20 protein-coding genes are annotated in these 24,873 nt (G+C 29.5%); 4 read left to right on the forward strand and 16 right to left on the reverse strand.

Going from position 1 to position 24,873, the window contains the following annotated elements; all coding sequences use genetic code 11:
- From murG to N4A48_RS07270, 15 genes are all read right to left on the reverse strand, one after another.
- Entirely contained in the window at nucleotides 1-1,095 is a 1,095-nt protein-coding gene (murG, locus tag N4A48_RS07200) for an undecaprenyldiphospho-muramoylpentapeptide beta-N-acetylglucosaminyltransferase (RefSeq protein ID WP_293665186.1), read from the reverse strand.
- Between the two features lie 4 nt (nucleotides 1,096-1,099).
- Nucleotides 1,100-2,209, reverse strand: coding sequence for a putative lipid II flippase FtsW (gene ftsW, locus N4A48_RS07205; protein WP_293665187.1), 1,110 nt, complete (start codon nucleotides 2,207-2,209; stop codon nucleotides 1,100-1,102).
- A gap of 20 nt (nucleotides 2,210-2,229) precedes the next feature.
- Nucleotides 2,230-3,579, reverse strand: coding sequence for a UDP-N-acetylmuramoyl-L-alanine--D-glutamate ligase (gene murD / locus N4A48_RS07210; protein ID WP_293665188.1), 1,350 nt, complete (start codon nucleotides 3,577-3,579; stop codon nucleotides 2,230-2,232).
- Nucleotides 3,580-3,602: 23 nt separating this feature from the next.
- Nucleotides 3,603-4,565, reverse strand: coding sequence for a phospho-N-acetylmuramoyl-pentapeptide-transferase (gene mraY / locus N4A48_RS07215; RefSeq protein WP_293665189.1), 963 nt, complete (start codon nucleotides 4,563-4,565; stop codon nucleotides 3,603-3,605).
- Nucleotides 4,566-4,608: 43 nt separating this feature from the next.
- Entirely contained in the window at nucleotides 4,609-5,994 is a 1,386-nt protein-coding gene (locus N4A48_RS07220) for a UDP-N-acetylmuramoyl-tripeptide--D-alanyl-D-alanine ligase (protein WP_293665190.1), read from the reverse strand.
- A 3-nt stretch (nucleotides 5,995-5,997) separates the two neighbouring features.
- Nucleotides 5,998-7,446: a UDP-N-acetylmuramoyl-L-alanyl-D-glutamate--2,6-diaminopimelate ligase gene (locus N4A48_RS07225; RefSeq protein WP_293665191.1), complete on the reverse strand. Its 1,449-nt coding sequence runs from the start codon at nucleotides 7,444-7,446 to the stop codon at nucleotides 5,998-6,000.
- A 106-nt stretch (nucleotides 7,447-7,552) separates the two neighbouring features.
- A complete protein-coding gene (locus tag N4A48_RS07230; protein WP_293665192.1) occupies nucleotides 7,553-9,724 on the reverse strand; it encodes a stage V sporulation protein D in 2,172 nt (723 codons plus the stop codon).
- A gap of 110 nt (nucleotides 9,725-9,834) precedes the next feature.
- Complete coding sequence (locus N4A48_RS07235; RefSeq protein ID WP_293665193.1) at nucleotides 9,835-12,006, reverse strand: PASTA domain-containing penicillin-binding protein; 2,172 nt, start codon at nucleotides 12,004-12,006, stop codon at nucleotides 9,835-9,837.
- 18 nt (nucleotides 12,007-12,024) lie between these two features.
- The gene (gene ftsL / locus N4A48_RS07240) at nucleotides 12,025-12,411 is read right to left on the reverse strand and encodes a cell division protein FtsL (RefSeq protein WP_293665194.1); all 387 of its coding nucleotides are present in this window, start codon (nucleotides 12,409-12,411) and stop codon (nucleotides 12,025-12,027) included.
- A gap of 42 nt (nucleotides 12,412-12,453) precedes the next feature.
- On the reverse strand, nucleotides 12,454-13,389 hold the full coding sequence (gene rsmH, locus N4A48_RS07245) for a 16S rRNA (cytosine(1402)-N(4))-methyltransferase RsmH (RefSeq protein ID WP_293665195.1): 936 nt from the start codon (nucleotides 13,387-13,389) through the stop codon (nucleotides 12,454-12,456).
- A 13-nt stretch (nucleotides 13,390-13,402) separates the two neighbouring features.
- Complete coding sequence (lgt, locus tag N4A48_RS07250) at nucleotides 13,403-14,140, reverse strand: prolipoprotein diacylglyceryl transferase (RefSeq protein WP_293665196.1); 738 nt, start codon at nucleotides 14,138-14,140, stop codon at nucleotides 13,403-13,405.
- 88 nt (nucleotides 14,141-14,228) lie between these two features.
- Nucleotides 14,229-15,509: an EF-P 5-aminopentanol modification-associated protein YfmH gene (gene yfmH, locus N4A48_RS07255; protein WP_293665197.1), complete on the reverse strand. Its 1,281-nt coding sequence runs from the start codon at nucleotides 15,507-15,509 to the stop codon at nucleotides 14,229-14,231.
- Between the two features lie 15 nt (nucleotides 15,510-15,524).
- Nucleotides 15,525-16,784 carry an EF-P 5-aminopentanol modification-associated protein YfmF gene (gene yfmF, locus N4A48_RS07260; protein ID WP_293665199.1) on the reverse strand — a complete coding sequence of 420 codons (1,260 nt, stop codon included), beginning with the start codon at nucleotides 16,782-16,784 and terminating at the stop codon, nucleotides 15,525-15,527.
- Nucleotide 16,785: 1 nt separating this feature from the next.
- Nucleotides 16,786-17,904, reverse strand: coding sequence for a hypothetical protein (locus N4A48_RS07265; RefSeq protein ID WP_293665200.1), 1,119 nt, complete (start codon nucleotides 17,902-17,904; stop codon nucleotides 16,786-16,788).
- A gap of 90 nt (nucleotides 17,905-17,994) precedes the next feature.
- Nucleotides 17,995-18,408 carry a YhcN/YlaJ family sporulation lipoprotein gene (locus tag N4A48_RS07270; protein ID WP_293665201.1) on the reverse strand — a complete coding sequence of 138 codons (414 nt, stop codon included), beginning with the start codon at nucleotides 18,406-18,408 and terminating at the stop codon, nucleotides 17,995-17,997.
- A 219-nt stretch (nucleotides 18,409-18,627) separates the two neighbouring features.
- Here N4A48_RS07270 and ychF point away from each other — a divergent pair, with 219 nt between their 5' ends.
- The 4 genes from ychF (at nucleotide 18,628) to N4A48_RS07290 (ending at nucleotide 22,503) form a co-directional block, all read left to right on the forward strand.
- A complete protein-coding gene (gene ychF, locus N4A48_RS07275) occupies nucleotides 18,628-19,722 on the forward strand; it encodes a redox-regulated ATPase YchF (protein WP_293665202.1) in 1,095 nt (364 codons plus the stop codon).
- Nucleotides 19,723-20,051: 329 nt separating this feature from the next.
- A complete protein-coding gene (locus N4A48_RS07280) occupies nucleotides 20,052-20,630 on the forward strand; it encodes a TetR/AcrR family transcriptional regulator (RefSeq protein ID WP_293665203.1) in 579 nt (192 codons plus the stop codon).
- Between the two features lie 50 nt (nucleotides 20,631-20,680).
- Nucleotides 20,681-21,646 carry a 4Fe-4S binding protein gene (locus N4A48_RS07285; protein ID WP_293665204.1) on the forward strand — a complete coding sequence of 322 codons (966 nt, stop codon included), beginning with the start codon at nucleotides 20,681-20,683 and terminating at the stop codon, nucleotides 21,644-21,646.
- Nucleotides 21,647-21,696: 50 nt separating this feature from the next.
- The gene (locus N4A48_RS07290) at nucleotides 21,697-22,503 is read left to right on the forward strand and encodes an EFR1 family ferrodoxin (protein ID WP_293665205.1); all 807 of its coding nucleotides are present in this window, start codon (nucleotides 21,697-21,699) and stop codon (nucleotides 22,501-22,503) included.
- 182 nt (nucleotides 22,504-22,685) lie between these two features.
- Here the strand turns inward: N4A48_RS07290 and N4A48_RS07295 are convergent, their stop codons facing one another.
- The gene (locus N4A48_RS07295; protein WP_293665206.1) at nucleotides 22,686-24,614 is read right to left on the reverse strand and encodes an alkyl/aryl-sulfatase; all 1,929 of its coding nucleotides are present in this window, start codon (nucleotides 24,612-24,614) and stop codon (nucleotides 22,686-22,688) included.
- Nucleotides 24,615-24,873: the final 259 nt, after the last annotated feature.

Raw genomic sequence — 24,873 nt, forward strand, 5'->3', positions numbered from 1 at the left:
TTACTTTAAGACGTCCATAATTTCTGTGTATATATTATCAATAGCTTTTGGATTTCCTATCTCCCCACTATTTTTACCCATTCCAGATAATTTTTCCCTATCTCCCAATATCTTAAATATAGTATCTTCTAATTTTTTATGAGTTAACTGCTTTTCTAGTATAGCTATCCCTGCTCCCTTTTTTTCTATACTTTTTGCATTAAACTCTTGATGATTCTCTGCTGTATAAGCCTTTGGAATAACTATAGAAGGCTTTGATAGGGCCGTAACCTCTGCAAGTGTTATAGCTCCAGCACTGCATATTACAAGATCACAAGCAGCTAAAGCACTTGCCATATCATCAAGATATGGAACTACCCTTTGACATCCTCTAAAGTTTTGATTTCCTAATTCGCCTATAAATTTATCATAGTGACTTTTACCTGTTGCATGTATAAATTGTATATCCTCTTTTACAAGTCTTGGCATTATTTTTTTCATCGAATCATTAAGTTTTGTAGCTCCACCACTTCCACCTACGCATAAAATCATTCTCTTATCTTCATTTATTCCAAGCTTTTTTCTTGAGGATGATTTATTGCTTATTAAAATTTCTTTTCTAACTGGATTCCCAGTGAAAACTACATTCTCTTTATCTTTAAAATATCTTTTAGCGTCTTCAAAGCTTATCAAGATTTTACTTGAAAATTTAGATAAAATTTTGTTTGTTACACCTGGAAATGCATTTTGTTCATGTATTATAGTAGGTATTTTATTTATACTTGCATTTAAAACTACAGGTCCACAAACATATCCACCTGTTCCTATTACTATATCTGGCTTAAACTTCTTTATTATTCTTCTTGATTGTTCTAATCCTTTAACTAATTTGATGACCCTTTTAAAATTGTCTATAGTTATCTTTCTTCTAAATCCTTGAACTGTTATAGTCTTAAGTTCATAACCTGCTTTTGGAACTATTTCACTCTCTATTCCATTTTTTGTTCCAACAAATAAAATCTCTATATCTTCAATTTCTTCTTTTAATTTATTTGCTATAGCTATAGCGGGATAAACATGGCCTCCTGTTCCTCCACCTGAAATTAAAACTTTCATTAAATCAACTCCTGTCTATCTTAACCTGTCTTGATATATTTAATATAACCCCCATAGCACCCATAAATATTATAAGAGAACTTCCTCCATAACTTATAAATGGAAGTGGCATACCCGTAACAGGCATTGAAGATGTTGCAACAGCTATATTTATCATAACCTGTATACCTATTTGAGCAGTAATTCCTGTAACTAGCATACAAGAAAACGTATCAGGACAATTAATAGCTATTCTTATACATCTATATATTAAAAATAAAAATAGTAACAATATAAATATACATCCTACATAGCCAAGTTCCTCTCCTATTATAGCAAATATAAAATCATTTTGAGGCTCAGGTATATAAAAAAACTTTTGTCTACTTCTTCCAAGTCCTAGCCCAAATAATCCTCCTGATCCTAGTGCATATAATGATTGAATAACCTGATATCCATCTCCTAATGGATCTTTAAACGGATTTAAAAACGATGTAAATCTTTTAAGTCTATATGGTGCTATTGCTATTAGTACTCCCAAAAGTCCAAATCCTGCACCAATCATTGTATATACATACTTTAAATCCATACCTGCTACAAATAACATGACAGATGTCGTCATTATTATGGTTCCTCCAGTAGACAAATCAGGCTGAAGGACTATAAGTGCAAAGAATACACCTGATATCATAAGAGGGGGTATTATCCCTTGTACAAGATTACTCATTTTATCTTTTTTATTATCTATAACCTTGGAGACTATTATTATCGAAGCAAATTTAGCTATTTCAGATGGCATTATAGTAAGTCCCCCTACTCCCAGCCAACGTCTTGCTCCATTAAATGACTTTCCAAGTGGAGTAAGTACTGCAACCAATAATATTATAGTTATAGTACCTATCATGGGGATAAATTTTTCTAGTCTCTTGTAGTTTATCTTAGATACAAACATCATCACACAAAATCCTAGTACTGCATATATCATATTTCTCTTTAAAAAATGATAGGCATCATGTTGTTTAAATTTAGCTTGAACGTAACTTGAGCTAAACACCATTATAATTCCTATTATGACTAACAATAATGTAGTGTAAAATACATAAGGATCAAAATGTTTTTCTCTTTTTTTAGCCATTTAGAGACCTCCTTAATAACTTAAAGGCTAAATACTTCATTTTTGAAATGTTTTCCTCTAACTTCATAACTTTCATACATATCCCAACTAGCACAAGCTGGAGATAATAAAACAACATCTTTTGGAGAAGCTAATTCATACGCTCTCTTTACTGCATCTTCCATATTTTTTACCTTATAGCAGTTTTCAAATCCTTGCTTTATAGCACTCTTTCTTATTATATCAGCTGTTTGACCCAAAAGAATTACATGCTTAACTTTTTTATTAAAAAGCTTTGTAAAATCTGTAAAATCACTTTTTTTATCAAGTCCACCAGCTATTAATATAATAGGATTATCATATGCTTTTAAAGCTTTAATAGATGCATCTGGATTAGTTCCTTTTGAATCATTTACAAATTTAACATTATTTATTTGTCTTACAAATTCAAGTCTATGCTCAACTCCGCCGAATGTTTTTAAGACTTGCTTAACAATATCCATATCAAGTCCATATACTGCTGCTATAGTTATAGCTGCTAGGGCATTCTCTAAATTATGGCTTCCAGGTATGCTTATTTCCCTTATATTCATAAGTTCAGTCTTTTTATTATCTAAATTTATTGTTATTATATCGTTTTTAACATATACTCCTTCATTTAAAGTTTGTTTTCTACTAAAGTATATAACTTTGCTTTTGCAATTTTGTCCTAAATCCCTAGTAGTTTCACAATCATAATTCAAAACTGTAAAATCATTCTCATTCTGATTTTCAAATATTCTACATTTTGCATCTATGTAGTTTTGCATAGTTTTATGTCTATTCAAATGATCAGGAGTTATATTAAGTATCGCACTAATTCTTGGTCTAAATTCTTTTATACTCTCAAGCTGGAAACTGCTAAGTTCTGTAACAAGTACAGAATCTTCATTGGATTTATCTACTGTATCAATTACAGGGTTTCCAATATTTCCAACTATATATGTATCTTTGTTTGAACTTTTAAATATTTCTCCAACAAGTGTAGTAGTAGTAGTCTTACCATTAGTTCCTGTAAGACCTATAAAAAAGCTTTTAGATAATCTATATGATAATTCTATCTCTCCTATGACTTCTATATTCGTTGATTTTATTTTTTTTATAAAATCAAGATCTAAAGGAACACCAGGAGATACTATAGTTAAATCTACACCACTTATATCTTCTATATGCTTTCCTAATACATAATTTACATCATACCCTTTTAAATTATCTAATATGTCTTTTAGTTTTTCTTTATCCTTTATATCATTTACAGTAACTTTTGCACCTTTTTCATAAAGCTTCTTAATTGTAGATATTCCTGTTCTAGCAAGCCCCACTAATAATACATTTTTACCATTTAAGTCCATATTAAACTCCCCCTTAATTATGTCTAAGCTAAAGATATGAATCCTATTATACTAAGTACTACACTTACCGACCAAAATACCATAACTACTTTTGTTTCGTGCCATCCTTCTAATTCAAAATGATGATGCAGTGGACTCATCTTAAATATTCTCTTTCCTGTAAGCTTAAAAGATGTGACCTGAATTATTACAGATAGCGATTCTGCAAAGTATATACCTCCTACAATAGGAATTATAAGCGATAGGTTCATAAGTATAGCTGCAGCTGCAACAGCCCCTCCTAGAGCCATAGAACCCGTATCCCCCATGAATACCTTAGCAGGATGTGCATTAAACTTTAAGAATCCTAAGCAAGCTCCAACTAAGGCAGATGAAACTATACCAATACCATTACCTGCATATTTAATTGATATCATTGCAAAAAATACACCAACTATTAGAGTAACTCCTGATGCTAATCCATCAAGCCCATCGGTCAAGTTCACACTATTTACAGTAGCAACCGTTACAAATACTATAAAAGGTATATATAAAAATCCTAAATCTATATTTTGCTTTAAAAACGGAACTACTACTTGTGTTCCAAGTATTGACGTTTTTGATTGGTATATCGCAAGTAAAGTAGCAAGTGCAAATTGACCTATTAGCTTTTGATAAGCTCTAAGACCTAAAGATCTTTTAAGAACTACCTTTATGTAATCATCTACAAATCCTATAAGTCCAAATCCTATTATAGATATCAAAGCAAATATCATATCATTATTAATTCTAGCTGTTGTTATACAAGTTAAGAATATAGCTAATATCATTATTATTCCACCCATTGTAGGTGTTCCATTCTTCACCAAATGACTTTTAGGTCCCTCGTCCCTCACTGTTTGCCCAAATTTTAGCCTTTGTAACATAGGTATAAATATAGGCCCTGATATTAAAGTTATTGTAAATGAAACTATCATAGTCATTATCATATGTTGTACATCGCCCATTTCATAAACTCCTTTCGCGTTTTAAACTTTGTTTTTAATATAATTAGATTTTGTAATCATTTAAAAATTTAACTATTTCTTCCATTTTCATTCCCCTTGAACCTTTTATTAAAATAGTGTCGTCTTTTTTTAGTATGCTTCTAAGATAATCTATTACTTGTGAGTTGCTATCAAAGTGAACTATATTTTGTCTATCGAATCCTTTTTTTATCGCTCCATTTCCTATATGTCTTGAATCTTTTCCAACAGTTATTATTAAATCAGCATTACTATTTGCATATTCACCAACTATTTCATGACCATTCTTTGCATATTCTCCCATTTCAAGCATATCTCCAAGTATAGCTATTTTCCTACTTTTTTTGTATTCTCCTAGTATATTAATAGCTGCTTTCATAGAATCAGGACTTGCATTATAGGCATCATTTATTATTTCAAATAAATCTGTCTTTAATATATCAAGTCTCATTTTTGTATTTTTGAAATTTAAAAGTCCTTTTTTTATTTGATCTATATTAAGTCCTAGCTCTGTTCCAGTTAATATAGCTGCCATAGCATTATATATATTATGCTTACCCCTTGCAGGAATAAAAAACGCTTCTTTCTGATTATGTACTATACATTCAAAATCTATCCCTGTTTCATTCATTTTATATTGAGTACAATATAAATCATTATCTTTTTCAAATCCAAATGTTTTTAAGTTATAGTTTAATTTTTTATCTTTTAAAGTTTTCAAATAATCATCATCTGCATTTATTATAAGAGTATTGTCTTTAGTAAAGTTTTTGGTTATTTCAAGTTTTGCCTTTAATATGCCTTCCCTAGAACCTAAATTTTGTATATGAGAAAGTCCTATATTGGATATTACAGCTATTTTATGATTTACTATACTTGATAGATATTCTATTTCACCAAAGGAAGACATTCCCATTTCTAGTATAGCACATTCATGCTCATCTTTAAGCTTAAATACGGTTAATGGAAGTCCTATATGATTATTAAAATTTCCCTCTGTTTTTAATGTATTATATTTACTAGATAATACATTATATATCATATCCTTAGTAGTAGTCTTACCTGTACTTCCTGTTACAGCTACATAGTTTATTAAAAACTTTTCTTTATACAATCTAGCTATATCACCTAATGCTTTAGTTGTATCCTCAACTTCTATAATACTTACATCTTCACTGTCAAAACTTAAATCGTGGTTTTTATCTTTTAAAAATATTCTACATCCATTTTCGTAGGCATCAATTACAAAATCATGTGCATCAAATTTTTCTCCAATCAAAGGTATAAATATACATTTATTCTCTATGTTTTTACTGTTTATACTTATACTTTCTATTAATGTATCCTTGCTTCCTTTTATAAGTGTTGCATTTAAATTATTAAGTATATCATTTATAGTTATCGCCTTCATATTCTACTCCTTTCCTAATATTTCTTTAACTACCTCTTTGTCGTCAAAATGTATTTTCTCTTTGCCTATAACTTGATAGTCTTCATGCCCTTTACCAGCTATAATTACTACGTCTCCTTCTTTAGCCTTTTCTATAGCATGATTTATTGCTTCTTTTCTATCAAGTATAACCTTATAACTTAAAGCGTCTACTCCCTTTAAAATGTCACTCACTATATCTTCTGGAGTTTCTGTTCTAGGATTATCACTTGTTATAACTGTATAATCAGAATGCTCCTGACTTACTTTTCCCATTAAAGGTCTCTTTGTCTTATCTCTGTCTCCTCCACACCCAAATACAGTTATTATATTTCCCTTTACGAATTCTTTAGCAGTTTTTAGTACATTTTCAAGTGCATCAGGTGTATGGGCATAATCTATTATCACACTAAATCCTTTATCTGTATCTACACTTTCAAATCTTCCAGATACACCATTTGTTTTTTCTAGACTTTCGGCTATAGTCTCTTTTGGTATATCCATTAAATAACACAGAGCTATAACAGCTAATGAATTATATACAGAAAATCTTCCTGGCATAGGAGTTTTTATATCCATTTGATATTTTGGTGTTATCAATTTATATTCAATTCCACTTGAATATATTTTTATATCTTTTGCCATAATATCTGCTTCTTCTTCTATAGCATAAGTTATTACAGGTGTTTTTAGGCTTTTTATAGATTCATATATTTTTTTCCCGCCTTTATCATCTATGTTCATAATATTTCCAAGAGTTGTTATATTAAATAATTTTTCTTTTGCTCTTCTATATTCATCTAAGTTTGCATGAAAATCAAGATGCTCCTCAGTTAAGTTTGTAAATATACCAAATTTAAATTCACATTCATCAACTCTTTTAAGCTCTAGTGAATGAGAAGAAACCTCCATAGCACAATCATTTATATTTTTACTAAGCATTTTTCTAAAATATCCCTGTAGCTCAACACTCTCTGGAGTTGTTCTTGAAGATACTATTTCCTCATCTCCTATTACATTCTTTATAGTTCCTATAAGACCAGTTTTTCGATTATTATATTCAAAAACTTCTTTTATAAGATGAGTTATAGTTGTCTTTCCATTTGTTCCTGTAACACCTATTAAGTTTAATTCTTTAGTTGGATTATTATAAAAATTAGAAGATATTTTTGCCATAGCTTTTCTCGTATCTTTAACTCTTATAAATGTATATCCTTTTATGTAAACATCTTCTTCTACTAAAAATGCTATACTACCCTTTTTTATAGCACCTAATATGAATTCATGTCCATTTAAACTAAACCCCTTAATACAAATAAACAAACTATTTTGTTTTAACTTCCTTGAATCATAGTTTATATCATCTATATTTATGTCGACATTCCCTTTAATATCAACCGTATCTAAATTTTTTACCAAATCTCTTAACAGCATATTAGTGCTCCCTTCAAAATATAATTTCCTATTCGTTATAAAAGACAATGCATCCGAAAATACATTGCCTTTTTAATTATATAACACTTTATCTTTTTTTAATAGTTTATTTGAACTCAACAGTAATTATAGAATTTACATTCAATTCTGTATTCGGCTCTTTATCCTGAGATACTGCAATTCCTGAGCCTATTGGTTTAAGTTTTAATCCTAATTTTTTTAAAACATCATCACATTCTTTTACAGTTTTTCCACTTAAATCTGGAACTACTACTCTTACTATATTTTCATTTCCCTTATTATTTGGATTAGTATAAAGTATTATATTAGACTCTTCAAAAACCTTAACCCCAGGTTTTGGAAATACTTCTATAACCTTTTCTTCTCCTGTTGCGTATATATTAGGCTCTACCGTAAATTTAAAATTCTTTTCTTCTAAAATTTTTCCTGCATCCTTAAGTTTTAAATTTCTAACTTCCGGAACACTTAATTCTCTTTTTACAAAATCAATTTTTTCTTCTTCTGTGTAATCAGGTTTTATTTCTAAATATTTTAAAGTATTAAAAATAACTTCTTTAACAATAGGACCTGCAGTTGTACTACCAAACTGCGTTTCTCCATTAGGTTCATCTACTATAGCAAGAACAGCTATTTCAGGATTTGATGCTGGTGCTATTCCAACAAATGATGTAATATATCTTCCCTTTGCATATCTTCCATCTATAACTTTTTGTGCAGTTCCAGTCTTTCCTCCAACATGATAACCTTCTATATATGCTTTTTTACCAGAACCCTCTGCCACAACTGATTCCATTATGCCCCTTAATGTTTTTGATGTTTCCTGGGAAATTACTTGTCTAACGACTTTTGTCTCTATGCTTTTTACAACGTTGCCTTTATTGTCTATAAATTCTTTAACTATTCTAGGCTTCATAAGTTTCCCATCATTAGCTATACAGCTTATAGCTGTTATAAGTTGTATAGGCGTTACAGATATACTTTGACCAAATGATATTGTGGCAAGCTCTACTGGTCCTACATTTTTTTCATTGTATATAAGACCATTTTCTTCTCCAGGAAGATCTATTCCAGTTTTACTAGTAAGTCCAAATGCCTTTATATATTTGTATAATTTTTTAACGCCCAATCTTTGACCAACCTCTACAAATACAGGGTTGCATGAATTTTGTACGGCTTCAGTAAATGTCTGCTGTCCATGCGGTCTATAGTGTCTCCAGCATTTTATTCTTCTTCCACCTACCATAATAAAACCTTTATCATAAAACTCATCCTCAGGTGTTACAACTCCCTCTTCAAGCCCAGCTGCTGATGTTATTAACTTAAATGTAGAACCAGGCTCGTAAGTATCATTAACTATTGGATTTCTCCACATTTTGAACCAGCCTTTTATCTTATCCTTTTCATTGTATTTATTTAACTCTTCTTCAAAACTTTTGTATATAGGAGTTCTATAATTATTTGGATCATAATCTGGCTTTGATACCATAGCCAATATATCACCTGTTTTTGGCTGCATAACTATTACATGAACTCTTTTAGCTTTATTTATAATAAGAGCTTTTTCTACTGCTTTTTCAGCATAATGTTGTATAGTTTCATCAACTGTAAGTACCATTCCAGATCCATCTTTAGGTTCATGATACTTTTCACTTCCCATTGGAATTTCTCTACCTGATGCATCTGTACTTATAACAAGTCTTCCTGAAAATCCTTTTAACTCTTTATTATATTTAAGCTCAAGGCCAGAAACACCTTCATTATCAGAAGATACATGCCCTAGTATATGAGATGCAAAATTTCCATATGGATAATACCTTTTGTTATCCTCTGCTATCCATATGCCTTTCATTTTTAGCTTTCTTATCTGCGATGACTTATCATCTTCTATCCATCTTTTAACTTTTACAAGAGCTACTTTCTTACTTATTTTTTTATATATTTCATCTTCTTCCTCTTCAAGTATCATAGATAGTTCTTTAGCTACTGCCTTTTTATCCTTTATCTCAGATGGCTTAGCCCATACTGTACTTTTGGTTATACTAAAAGCAAGTTCTTTTCCTTTTCTATCGTATATAGTTCCTCTCTTTGATTCTATAGGTATATCTCTTGTTTGCTGTGCTATTGCTTTTTCTTTAAGCCAGTCTCCTTTTACTAATAATAAATATCCTATCCTAGCTATTAATAATAAAAATATTAATGCTACAATTATCAATATAAAAACTAACCTCTTTTTAGTCTTAACCCCAAATCTAGACAAAGACCTATCCCCCTTCGTATAATCACTATATTAAAATGATACTTTTCATTATAATTACTATTCATAATAAAAAAAAGATATGCTTATTAAGCATATCTTTTTTACGAATTCTATTCAAATTGTACTGTTACTATAGAATTTGATTCCACTTGAGTATTTGCAGAAGGATTCTGGGTAACTGCTTTTCCATCACCTGTGGCTTTAAATCTTAGACCTAGTCCTTCAAATATATTTGAAACTTCTTTTATGGTTTTACCTTCTACATTTGGAACAGTAACTTTATTACTTTCATTTTTTCCTTTTACATATAGTATTACATTTGATTCTATTGGTATTTTAACACCAGACTTCGGAAACATATCTATAACTTTTTCATTCCCATTCACATTCATGTTTGGTTCTATTGTGAAGTTAAGCTTATTATTTAACAATATTTTCCCAGCATTTTGAAGAGTTAAGTTTCTAACCTCTGGAACGGTAGTCTCTTCTTTTATAAGCTCTTGTTTTTCTTTTTCTGTATAAACAGGCTTTACATTCAGGTATCTTAAAGTATTATATATAATATCCTTAACAGCAGGAGCTGCTACACTCCCTCCATAATAGCTTTGTACATTAGGTTCATCTACCACTACCAGTACAACAACCTTTGGATTATCAGCAGGAGCTATACCTACGAAAGAAGATATGTATTTCCCTTTTGCATATCTTCCATTTATAACCTTTTGAGCAGTTCCAGTCTTTCCTCCAACATGATAACCTGATATATATGCATTTTTACCTCCACCTTTTGTAACCTCGTCCTCCATTATAGATCTAAGTAACTTAGCGGTATCTTCAGATATAACATTTCTTATTTCCTCAGGTTCAAATCTTTGAACAACCTCTTTATTATTATCTATAAATTCTTTAACAACCCTTGGTTTCATAAGCTTTCCATCATTAGCTATCGATGCAACAGCGCTTATCAATTGTATTGGAGTCATAGATATACCTTGTCCAAACGACATAGTTGCAAGTTCAACTGGTCCTACATCTTTTTTCTTATATATAATTCCTTTTCCCTCTCCAGGTAAATCTATACCAGTTTTTTCTGTTATACCAAATGCTTGTATATATTCATATAACTTATCAAGACCTAATCTTTGTCCAACCTGAACAAATACTGGGTTACATGAATTTTGAATAGCTTCTGCAAAAGTTTCTTGGCCATGACTTTTAGGGTATATTGCATCCTTTATCATTCTATCTGCAACCATAATATATCCTTTATCATAAAATTTTTCATCAGCTTTTACAACATCTTCTTCAAGTGTAGATGCTGCTACTATCAACTTAAAAGTAGATCCTGGTTCATATATATCATTTACCATTGGATTTCTCCACATATCTAATAATACATTAAGTTGACTCTCTCCCGAGTCTATACGCTGTTGATATACTGGATATACAGGCATTCTTGGCTTATTAGGATCATAATCAGGCTTTGATACCATAGATAGAATTTCACCCGTTTTAGGATTCATAACTATTGCGTAAGCTTTTTTAGCATTGGCATTAATTAAAGCCTTCTCTACTGCCTCTTCTGCGTAATGTTGAATAACCTCATCTATAGTTAAAACTATATTCATTCCATCCTTTGGGTCATTGTATTTTCCATTTCCATATGGAATTTCTCTACCTATTACATCTGTACTTATTTTTTTTCTACCTGGAAGACCTCTTAAATCTTTGTCGTATTTATTTTCTATACCAGACATTCCAGAATTATCACCTGAAACGTGTCCAATTACATGAGACGCAAAATTTCCATAAGGATAAAACCGCTTATTATCTTTGACTATCCACATACCTCTTAGTTTATGCTTTTTTAATTCCTGTGCTTTATCATAATCTATCCATCTTTTTACTCTTACAATATTCTTATCAGAATTTAGTTCATCTAAAATAGCATTTTTATCTTCTTCTAAAACCTCTGCAAGAACCTTTGAATAATCTTCTCTTAAATCTTTTCCCTTTGAAGATTTGATATTATTTGGTTCTGCCCAAACAGTATATTTAGTAAGACTTAGCGCAAGCTCTTTTCCTTTTCTATCGTATATAGTCCCTCTTTTAGCCTCTACTGAAATATCCTTTATCTGTGAAGATAAAGCTCTTTCCTTTAGCCAAACACCTTTTACTAATTGTAAGTATCCAATTCTTACGATTAAACATAAAAATAGAAAACACACTATAAATAACACAATCATCAATTTGTTTTTATAGTTAATATTAGATTTAGACAAAAGCTCCCCCCCTTATCATCAATCAATATTTATATAAACAGTTTGTTCTTCAGTTGGATAATTCATATTAAGCCTCTCTATAGCTTCTTTTTCTATGAATCCGCTTCTACTTAGTTCCTCTAATTGTAAATCTAATTTTCTTTTTTCATTTTTTTTATTTTTAAGTTCACTTTCTAAAGACCTTTTATCATAATTAAGCCCAGATATAACTGAATATCTATACATAAAGGTTATCACTATGGATAATATAATTGCAACAAATAAAATATAAAATAAATTCTTTCTTTTATTTCTAGACTTTTTGTTTTTAGGTTTGTTTTTGTTATTTAACTGAGTTTTTTTCTTCAATTGCTTCTTCTTTTTTTTCTTATACTCATTTAAATTAATAGCCCCTTTTTTATCCATACTCATTCCCCCTTTACATTTGAGTATACTCTAAATAATCAATTATATTTTTTCAGCAACTCTTAATTTAGCACTTCTAGACCTTGGATTAAACTCTATTTCCTCGTCACTTGGAAGTATAGGTTTTCTAGTTATTATCTTAACTATCCTTTTTTCATCACATTGACATATAGGAAGTTCTTTTGGACATATGCAATCATTATATAATTTTTTGTATACATTTTTTACTATTCTATCCTCAAGAGAATGAAATGTTATAACGCATATTCTCCCTTTAGGATTCATAATACTAGCTGCATCTTCTATAGTTTTATCTATTATATCCAGTTCATTATTAACTTCAATTCTTAAAGCTTGAAATGTTCTTTTAGCAGGATGAGGCCCATCTATTCTTGCTTTTTTAGGTATCGCTCTTTTTATAATATCAACTAGTTCTCCAGTAGTCTTTATATAATTTTCTTCTCTTGATTCAACTATAAATTTTGCAATTCTTCTAGCCCAATTTTCCTCACCATATAATTTTATTATTCTATTAAGCTCATCTTCACTGTAATTGTTCACTATGTACTCAGCTGTAGTAGGATTTCTAACATCCATTCTCATATCAAGATCTGCATCTTGCATATAAGAAAAACCTCTTTCTCTTTCATCTAACTGGTGTGATGATACTCCAAGATCCATTAGTATTCCATCAATACTATCTATTCCTATTTTTTCAAGTTCGTCTTTTAAGTTTACAAAATTAGAGTGCACAAATTTAACCCTGCCTTCATAATCCTTAAGTCTTTCCTTAGCAACATTAATAGCATTAATATCTTGGTCAAATGCTACTAACATTCCATTTTCTCCAAGTCTCTTTACTATTTCTCCAGAGTGACCTGCTCCTCCTAAAGTACCATCAACATATACTCCATCAGGCTTTATATTTAAATTTTCTATACATTCATCTAGTAGTACTGATACGTGATTAAATTCCATTTCTTCCTCCTAATTAAATCTTGTTCTTTTTCTTATTTATAAATATAAAATGAATAAGAATACCTACTCCTATTGTAACTAAACTTATAACCTGAGCCATTCTAAGAGGCCCAATCATTAAGCTATCTATTCTAAGACCTTCAATAAAGAATCTTCCAACAGAATATATAATAGCATAATATATAAATACATTCCCATCATATTTCTTATTTTTTCTAAACCACATTAAAAATAAGAACAGGCAAAAATTCCAAATAGACTCATATAAAAAAGTAGGGTGTACATTAACTCCATCTACATTTATCGCCCACGGTAAATCAGTCGGTCTACCATATGCCTCTTGATTTATAAAATTTCCCCATCTTCCTATAGCCTGACCAAGAATTAAACTTGGGGCAGTTACATCTAATATCTTGAGAAAATCTAAACCCTTAACCCTGCAAAATATGTATGCAACTAAAACAGACGCTATTATAGCACCATGAATAGCAAGTCCTCCACCTCTAATATTTATCATTTCATATATATTGCCTTTATACATCTCCCAATTAAATATAACATAATAAGTTCTAGCTCCAATTATAGAACAAGGAATAGCTATTAGTAATAAATCTAGCAACTTATCTTCATTTATACCTACTCTCCTAGCTTCTCTAAGGGCTAGAATCATACCTAGCATTATACCTGTTGATATCAACACTCCATACCATCTAACATCCATACCAAATATAGTAAATGCAATAGGATCCATAAAAAACACCTCCATTAACTTTATATCTACCAAAAAAAGCTAGGTTAGACCTAGCTTTTATTATACCATAATATCAATTTTTGAGTTATTATTTAGGATTTATTATTGATATAACAGAATACTCTTCATTAAAGTGCTTGTTAAATCTATCGCTAACATCTTCAAATGTTACAGATTTTAATATTTCTAAATAGTCTATAAAATTTATTTTTCTAAAATGATAAGATATAAAATTGTTAGCTATAAACTCTACTGAATCGAAATATTTTAAAAACATTCCTATTTTCTTTTTCTTTATTCTATCAAAATCTTCTTTATCAAGTCCATCTTGCTTGTATTTATTTATATACTCAAATACAATATCTCTAACCTTATGAGGATCTTTAGATTCTCCTCCTATTATAGTGTATCCATGATCTATTTGAGATACATGATCACAACCAAAGTTTTGATTAATAAGTCCTCCTAAGTAAAGCTTTTCATATACACTACTTCCTTTTTTAAGTATCATATCTAGTATTATCTCTGTGCATATTTCTTTTTTAAGAAGATCATTTCCACTCATATTTACATCTAAATCCTTTATACCTATGTTGAATAAAGGAATAGATACAGATAAATTTTCCACTATCTCTTTTTGCTTAACTTCATTTGGTTCATCTTCTTTAAATACCTTTATGTCATCAAGAGTATCCTTAGGCTTTATAGCTTTATTTATAGTTTCCATTACCTTATTGCGATCTAAATCTCCAACTACGAATAAGGCCATATTAGAAGGATTGTAAAAAGTATTATAGCACTTATATAATTCTTCTTTGTCTATCTTATATATACTATCTACACTTCCTGCAATATCTATTCTTGTATTATGATTAATATACATAGCCTTTAGAGTATTAAAATATACCTTCCAATCAGCATTGTCATCATACATATTTATTTCTTGTGCAATAATTCCTTTTTCTTTTTCTACATTATCATCAGTAAAATAAGGAGTTTGAACATAGTCTATTAAGTGATCTAATGATTCATAAAAATTATCAGTAGCAGAAAATAAATAAGCAGTCATAGTAAAGTTAGTGTAAGCATTTGCACTAGCTCCTAATAAAGAAAATTTATCAAATGCATTACCACCATCTGGTTGTTCAAACATTTTATGCTCTAAAAAATGAGCTATTCCTTCATTAACTTCAATTTTTTCAGTTTCATTTATAGGTATAAACTTTAATTGATTAGATCCATAATTAGTAGCAAATACAGCATATTTTTTACTAAATCCCTCTTTAGGCATAAAAAATACTTCTAAACCACAATCTAATTTATCATAGTATAATTCTTCTTTTAATATATCGTTCACTATTTTTTTCATATTTTTATGCCTCCTTTAGTTTCTTAAAAAATATACAGTATCTAGTGTTATTCCAAAAGATACTTCTACAACATCTTTAATTTCAACATTTTCTATTTTTTTCATTATACTATCTAAATCCTCATTAACTCCACTTACACCTTGGCTATAATAAAAGTCAGATAAAGAATTTAAGCTGTCTCTAACCGAATTTATAGAGTTTATTATAGAATTCTTACTATTTCGTATTTCTTCTTCTGATATCTCAGATTTTTTAATTTTTTCGAGTTGTTCTCCTATAAGCTCTACAGTCTTATCATATTTATCTATTTCTATGCCAGAGGATATAAACATAATAGACTTATATTTTTCTATCATAGAGTAAACGTAATAACATAAGCTCTCTTTCTCTCTTACATTCATAAATAATTTAGAATGAGGTCCTCCTCCTAGTATGCTAGAGTACACCATTAAAGAATAATATTTATCATCTTTATAATCTATATTAGTTCTATATCCCAGAGTTACCTTTCCTTGAGTAACATCCATCTTATCTACTACATTTTTAATAGAATCTACCTTACTTATATTTTTATCATCAACTAAATCTATTACATTTTCTCTTTCAAACTTAAATATACTTTTTATATAAGCTAAAACTTTTTCTTTATCTAAATTACCTGCAACAACTATATCTATAGGAGACGTCTTCATTATATTCTTGTAATGATTATATAAGTTTTTTTCATCTATTGAATCTATATCTTCTTCATATCCATATTCATATATACTAAACTTTTCATCCTTACACATTTCTTCAATACATCTCTCAAGTGCATATTTACTTTTATCGTTTATTCTAGATTTTATTTTATCTCTTAAATTATTCTTTTCTATATCTACATATTCTTTATTAAATCCTCCATTTTCTACTAAAGGATCATTTATCATATCATTTAAAAATGTCAAGCTTTCTTTAAGTATCTCCTCATCTAAATAAGTTTCATCTGTTATAGACATTTTAAAACTAAGTATCTGTCTATCTCCTTTTTTAGCTATATCAGTATAAATTCCAGCTCCATATAAATCATCTAATTTCTTAGATATCTCTCTTTGGCTTTTAAATTTGCTACTACCACTTTTAAGTACATTAGGTATTAGAGAATTTTTAGTAACTTCTTTTTTATCAAGTGGTCTTTGTATATATACACTTATTAAATTGGTCTTAAATTTATCTACGCCTATAAAAGTTAAATTTATTTTATCATTCAAATTGATTTTCTCTACTTTTTTCAAATTATTTACCTCCTTCATTTTCTATCAGTTTTATTTTTTTATAAAGTTCATCTACTAATACCTCATTTTCATCAAATGGTCCTATGTAATAAAATCCAGTTCCATCAGGTATATCTAACTTTTTAAGTATATATTCTGCAAAAGATTTTATATATATGTTTTCAAATAATGCAGTTGGCATAACTAAATACAAACAATCTATGCCATATTCTAGTAATTCATCTCCTGTCTTTATTATATCCTTTTTATGATTTTCTAAAAGAGGTAATTTTACTTTTATATCATAATTTTTCTCATATTCAAGGTATTTTTTTATTTTTTCTCTAAAAAGTATATCTTCATTCAAGTTATTCTTTTTTTCAAGACCTACTAAAAGTACCCCTATAGACTTATTATTATAAGTTATATTATTTATAATTTCATCTTTATAAGCACTTGCAAGTAATCTTGAATTCCAAAACAAATCTGTCATTCTTATATTTATTTCATATTTTAATATTCCTAAATTACCTATTCTCTTTTTTAATAAATCATAATCATCTCCCTCTGTTAAAAACATAGGACATAATATTATATCTTTATATCCTCTATTTACCAAATCCATTAAAGTATCCTCTATATATTTATTTGTGTATAAATTAGTATTTACTATTGTATATTCATTTTTTAATTTTTTAGATAAATTTTTTCTTAAAATATTTGCTTTATCTTTAAATTGACTAGATCCTAAATTTTCATAGGCATTTTTATATTTATATAGATTATATGTCATATTAAAAAACGAATAAAAATTATCTCTATAATAAATCTCCTTTGCTCTTTCTCTTAAATTATACCTTCTATCTTCTCCACCATATACTAGAACTATAGCTTTTTTCGATAGTGGCTTATCAGATATTTCTAAGCTTTTTGTCTTTACATCTTGTTGAAAAAATATTATTATTACAAAGTTTAGTATAAAATATGATATAAAAAAGCTTGTAATCAAAAGCTCTGAATCTTTGTTTGATATTATATTATAAATTCCAATAGTCACTATTACTATAAAGCATCTTTCTAAAAAACCATCTAGTATAAATATACAAAAAAAACATAATCCTAATATTATTTTCTTTAACAAATTAATCACCCACAACCTATTTATTTTTTTCATATACCTTATAGAATTATGAGTACTTACAAAAATAAAGAACAGAAGTTTTCTGTTCAATTAAACATTTGGTATAAAATTATTAACTATATTTTGGATTTCCCATTTCAAATCAACTTTCTTACCCTTATCTGCATTTTGGGATATATTTTGGATTTTTTTTGATATATTATCATCAGAGGTTATAAATATATTTTTTATGTTTGCATTTTCATTCTTTACTATATCTTTTATACTTTTTTTAAGTGATTCCTGGTTAATATAATTCATATCATTTTGATTTTTAAAATCTAAATTAACAAGAGCTGTTGTGTTAGTACATAAAACATTACAATTGAGTATATACTGCATTTTAGATATATCTTTTTGTATATCTACAGCACTTTTCATAGAAGTATTGTTTGCAGTTGAATTGCATCCAGAAATCACAAAGGCTAAAACTATAATGATATAAAAAATATATCTTCTGTTCAAAATATCACATCCTTTACAAATAGTTTTTCTTTTTTTGTACACATTAATGTTAAGTAATTTTATATTTTTTAGGAAATTTTAAACAGTATGATACAAAATTTTTCAACATGTTTTTTTGTTTTGTTGCACGTATAGCTTATATAAGTTATAATAACTCTGTATGTTTTAAAGTTTTTTACAAAAACTAGTTGATGACTAATGAATGAAAGGAAGATTCACATGAAATTAGGTATAGTTGGTTTACCTAACGTTGGAAAAAGTACTTTATTTAATGCAATAACTCAAGCTGGTGCAGAATCAGCAAATTATCCATTCTGTACTATAGAACCTAACGTTGGTGTAGTTTCAGTTCCAGATGAAAGATTACATAAATTAAAAGAAATATATGATTCTCAAAAAATAGTTCCTACAGCTATAGAGTTTTGTGATATAGCAGGTCTTGTTCGTGGAGCTAGTAAGGGTGAAGGTCTTGGTAACAAATTCTTATCTCATATAAGAGAGGTTGAAGCAATAATTCACGTTGTTCGTTGCTTTGAAGATCCTAATGTTGTTCACGTTGATGGTTCTGTAGATCCTCTAAGAGATATAGAAACTATAAACCTTGAGTTAATATTCTCTGATATTGAGATTCTTGAAAGAAGAATTCAAAAAACTCAAAAAGCTGCAAAAGCTGATAGATCTCTTATGTCTGAGCTTGACTTCTTAAATAGCTTAAAAGATACTTTAGAAGATAATAAGTGTATAAGAACTATGGACTTTACAGAAGATCAACAATCTTTTGTTAAGCAATTAAACCTTTTAACTTCAAAGCCTGTAATATACGTTACTAATGTATGTGAAGATGAACTTGCTGATGAGGCTGCTGATAATCAAATGGTTGCAAAAGTTAGAGAGTTTGCTTCTTTAGAAAACGCTCAAGTAGTAGTAGCTTGTGCTCAAATAGAAGCTGAAATTTCTGAACTTGAAGAAGATGAAAAGAAAGAATTCTTAGCAGACTTAGGTCTTCACGAATCTGGTCTTGATAAACTTATAAAGGCTTCTTATTCTTTACTTGGACTTATAAGTTACTTAACTGCTGGACCAAAGGAAGTTAGGGCTTGGACTGTGAAAATGGGTGCTAAGGCTCCTGAAGCTGGCGGAAAAATCCACTCAGATATTGAAAGAGGATTCATAAGAGCAGAGACTATAGCATATGATGATTTAGTTAATGTTGGTACTATGAGTGCTGCTAAAGAAAAAGGTCTTGTTAGACTTGAGGGAAAAGATTATATAGTTAAAGATGGAGACGTTATATTATTTAGATTTAACGTGTAGTATTAAAGCCTGATGAAATTTCATCAGGCTTTTTTTATAGGTACTAACGGCCTCTTATATGAAGTTTGTGGAAATGCTGGTCATTAAAATACCGCTACTGTTGTAAATATTTTAATCACCAGCATTTTGAATTAATCAATAGTATTAACTCAAGAACACTGTGTAAACACTATTTGACGTTATATTATTTATATTTAACGTGTAATAGAAAAACCGCTATAGTCTAGATTTTACTAGATTATAGCGGTTTTACTTTTACAAAAAACTTGACAAACCAGAATCTTGATGTTAGCATGTAAGTATCGCTTGCATAGAAAGGAGGAATTTTTATGGACTCAAGATCATCTAAGGAAAAGATTCTTCAGGCAAGTATGAATTTGTTTGTTAGAAACGGCTACAAGAAAACAACAACAAAATTAATTGCAAAAGAAGCTGGAGTCAATGAAGTAACTATATTTAGATTGTTTGGAAAGAAGAAATCAATAATAGAAGAAATTATAAAATATAAAATGAGTAATATGAATCCTTTAACAAGCTATTTTAAGAATGATGTAAAATTTAACTTAAGTGAAGATCTTTACAAATCAAGTGTACTATATTTCAACTCAATGTCTAAAAATCTGCCTCTTATGCTGACTTTGCTAGAAGAATTAGGTGAAGATTTTGAACATATCTTCTCAAAACTCCCTAAGCGTGTCAAAGAAGCATATAAATCATACTTTGACGAAATGTATACACGTGGAATAATCATTGAACCAGATACTGAATTTCTAGCATTATCATTTAGTACTTTAATCGTAGGATTAGCTGTAACAAAAGTAATGACAAACAAATCTATAATAGAATTACCAACTGAAGAATTCATAAAAAAAAATACAGAAATTTTTGCAAGAGGAATACTAAAGTAATTTTTTTTACACCCCAAGCAAGTGTTACTTGCATGGGTATAAAATATAAAATGAAAGCGAGGATTAGTATGAGAAGACCAGAGCAACTAGAAAAACAAATAAAAGTAGACTTTAACGTCGAAGATTACGTCTTAAAGGATACATTTCTATTTAGACATTCAGAGAACTCTAAAGCATCACATAATATTGCTGCTTTAGCTAGAAAATACGGTGAAGGGCCACCAAAGTTCTATCCTAAGACTTTTGAAGTAATGATTGATACTGGGCAACAGACAAAATTAAGTTATGAAAGTATTTTAAGAAATCCATCAGAGGTGAAAACAAGTATTTCATCAGAAGAGTTATCAGATTTAATTAAGTATGCAAAGTCACTAGGTATTAATGATATAGGCTTTACGAAAGTTAACTCAAAATTAATTTTCAAAGACCATGCAATACTTCATGATAATGCAATAGTACTCACTATGGAGATGGATGCCGAACAAATCTCATTAGCACCATCACGAGATACAGGTCATGAGGTACATTTCACTTACAATAAATTGGGCCGTATCTCAAATGAAATAGCTGACTATCTAAGAACTAAAGGTTTTAGTGCTCAGGCAGGTCCAGCTATGGGTGGTGATGTTGACTATAAACATCTGGCAGAAGAAGCAGCTATGGGTTCTATCGGAAATCATGGACTTTTAATCTCTCCAGGTATTGGCCCAAGACAAAGGATAACAGCTGTTTATACAAATATTGAAAACTTACCATTTCCAAAGACAAATCCTCATACTTGGATTAAGGATTTTTGTAAAGCTTGTAAAATTTGCTCTAAGCGTTGTCCAGCAAACGCAATAGTAGGTATTGAGACGGCTAGTATAACCAACGAGTATATTGATTTACCTAAATGTGCTAAATCATTCGCAAACTCATTCGGATGTTCAATATGTATTAAGGAATGTATTTTTAATAGGTCAGATTATCATAAGGTTCATAAAGTCCATTTAAAAAGAACTAATATAGTTGATTAGTTTAAATAAGGTATTTCACAATATTTCTTATACTCACAAGGAGCTTTATAATGAAAGCAGCAGTTGTTTACTTTACTGGCACAGGAAATACACTCAGAGTTGGGGAAGTTTTTAAAGCTTATTTAGAAAACATTGGATATGATGTTGATATGGTTGATATCACCAAGCATAGTAGTAATCTAAAAGATTATGATCTCTTTATAGCTGGTACCCCAACACAAAATTCTGTATCCACTTTTAATATGAATAAATTTATCGTAAAATATATATCTAAGAACAATAACCCCAAAGCACGTTTCATTACTTATACTACCCATAGTTGGGGTACAGCATTTGGGCACTTGACTCTAAAAGATTTTATATCTGTAAGAGGTTTTCAAGTTGTAGGTGCTCGAGCATTCATTGCACCAAATAATTTCTATATGTTCAGAAAAGATGAACCAAAATTTGAAAAAGAGAAGTTCAATCAAACTATCCGAAATATTTATGATGGGGTATGGAGTTTAATGAAATCCTTTTCAAATGGAAAGATTCAAATAGATCAACGATCAATAATTAGAAAAAATCTATGGTATATTCGTTCAATTTTAACAAAGTATACAGTTTTTAGTAGGTTTGCCAAAATGATGATTAAAGTTGACTCTAATAAATGTTCTAAATGTAAAGTTTGTATCAAGCAATGTCCAAATAGAAATATACTACTTACTGATAATACAATCCAATTTTCTAATCAATGTCTAGCCTGTGCTCGTTGTCTACATGTTTGTCCTCAAAATGCATACTTACTATCTAATAAATCATTTGAACAATATAAAGGGATTCAAAAGCCAATAATTGAATTCATTTATAATTATTAGTATATTATTTTTAATATAAATCTACTTTTTCGCCTTACAACTTATCAATAAAGGATACCGTTATAGCGAAAAGAAAGTTATTTCCATATTTTCTTTCGCTAAAACACTATCCCTAATCTCAATTCTAAAAAATCATCCAGCTAATTACTACACCCTCAGACTATTCTAATTTTTAAACTTTTTTATTTTTTAGTCACAGGTGTCATTATATTAAAATTTGAATCTATTCGATCTTGTGTCCATAAGAATAATTGCCATTTACAAATATCTCCTTCTACTTTTATAGATGAGCTATCTGGTTTATTATTGGTTGTTGCTAATTCATATAATGTTTCTTTTGACATTGTTACCGTTACAGCTGCATCTTTTGCAAGCTCATTATCTAAGTATCTAAATATTCCTCGCTTAACTTGAGTTGAGGCAACTTCTTCTCTGTCTGGAATTATAAAGTTAATTTTATAATCAAAATCTCCTGCTTTTAATCCATCTATTCTTATACTCATTAAGTATAGTACATTTTCAAGTGGTATTGCATCTAAAACTTCATCTGTTATTACTGAGCGTTTAATTGGAATTATACCAAATCTTAGTTCTTGAGCTCCCATTAAATATTCATTTCTCCAAGGTCCTGATTCTGCTATATATCCTAATTGTTCTAAAGCATCAGCACAAAGTAACTTTGCATCTCTATTATCTGGATTTGCATAAATAACTTGCTTAGTGACTTCTGCCACCCATTGGTATTCTCCATATTCAAATGATTTCTTTGCTTTTTTTAATACAGAATTTTCTCCTCCCATGTATTCTACATATTTTTTTGCTGATTCTTCTGGGAACAACTTATTTAAATCTACTGGATTACCATTGTACCATCCAATATATTTTTGATAAACAGCCTTTGAGTTATGAACCACAGTTCCATAGAATGAGCTGTCATACCATTCATCACTCAAGCTTTGCGGAAATTTGACCATTCGTCCAACATCATCTATTGTATATCCTTTATTTATTAGTCTTAAAATTTGATCGTTTATATATTGATATAAATCTCTTTGCTTTTCCATATATTCTATACAGTACTTATTACCAAATCGTGGCCAAGTGTGAACTCCAAACACCGATGTTAAATCATCGCCCCATAAATTTATTGCCTTTTGTATATCTCCAGCCCACGCAACTGGGTCTCTAACTTCTGCTCCTCTTAAAGTGTATATATTGTGAAGTGTTGCACTACAGTTTTCTGCAATACATAAAGACTTTTCACTTGGAATATACATATCCATTTCTGAAGGTGCTTCAGTATCTTCCGTTAATAAAAACTGCATAGTTACTCCATCAATCACTTTTTCTATATATTCTTCATTTCCAATTGGAGATATTTCATTAACATTATTTGTAAGAGTTACTGTGCCTCCAGAAACATACTTTCCAATTCCACAATCTATTTGACCTTTTTTATCACGCGGTAATAGTTCTCCATACATATACAAGCCACGACGAGTCATTGCAACTCCTGCATTAACATTTTCTTCTATCACAGCATCCATAAATCCTCTTGGAGCATATACCTTAATATTTTCTGTTGTCTTACTATTTAGAACCCCTAATATTCCTCCATAATGATCTACATGGGAGTGGCTAAATATTACTGCACTAATAGGTATTTCTCCGAAATGCTCATTGACTAATTTTATTGCAGCTTCTGCCGTTTCTTTTGAAGTTAAACAATCAATTACAATCCATCCAGTATTACCTCTAATCAAACTTATATTTGCAAGATCAAAACCTCTAACCTGATATATTCTATCCGTAATTCTAAATATACCTGAATTCAAATTTAACTTTCCTTGTTCCCAAAGCTTAGGATTAACAGTATATGGTATTTTATCTTCTAATAAAAAAGCATATCTCCTCAAATCCCATACAGGTATCAAAGAATCTTCTTTTTTAATTACAGGTAATTCTACATCGACAACTACATTCTTTTTTGCTAGTGATTTTTCTATTTTTAATTTGTTCCAGTCAATATTTATATATACTTCTTTATTTATTAACTTAGTTTTATATGTAGCCTTTTTTCTCCTAGCATTAGTATTATTTTTACTATCCATCGTAACACCTCCTGCATTACATCATGTTTTAATTTATGCAGGATAATTAATAAGTGTGCGATATACAATTTAATCCTTATAGTAATTTTGAACTGAATATGGATGAAAGAATACCTATTTTAAAATCAGGACCACCCGTAAAACGGGTGGTTTGCTCCAGCCCTAGAAGGGCATATTACTCGCTGTATCTCAAGATACATTGAAAGGTCTGCCAACCGCTTATTTTTTCAGGCTACCTCTAAAGAGGTTATTTTTTGCC

Source organism: Tepidibacter sp., from assembly GCF_025210165.1.
In the GTDB taxonomy this organism is placed as follows: domain Bacteria; phylum Bacillota; class Clostridia; order Peptostreptococcales; family Peptostreptococcaceae; genus Tepidibacter_A.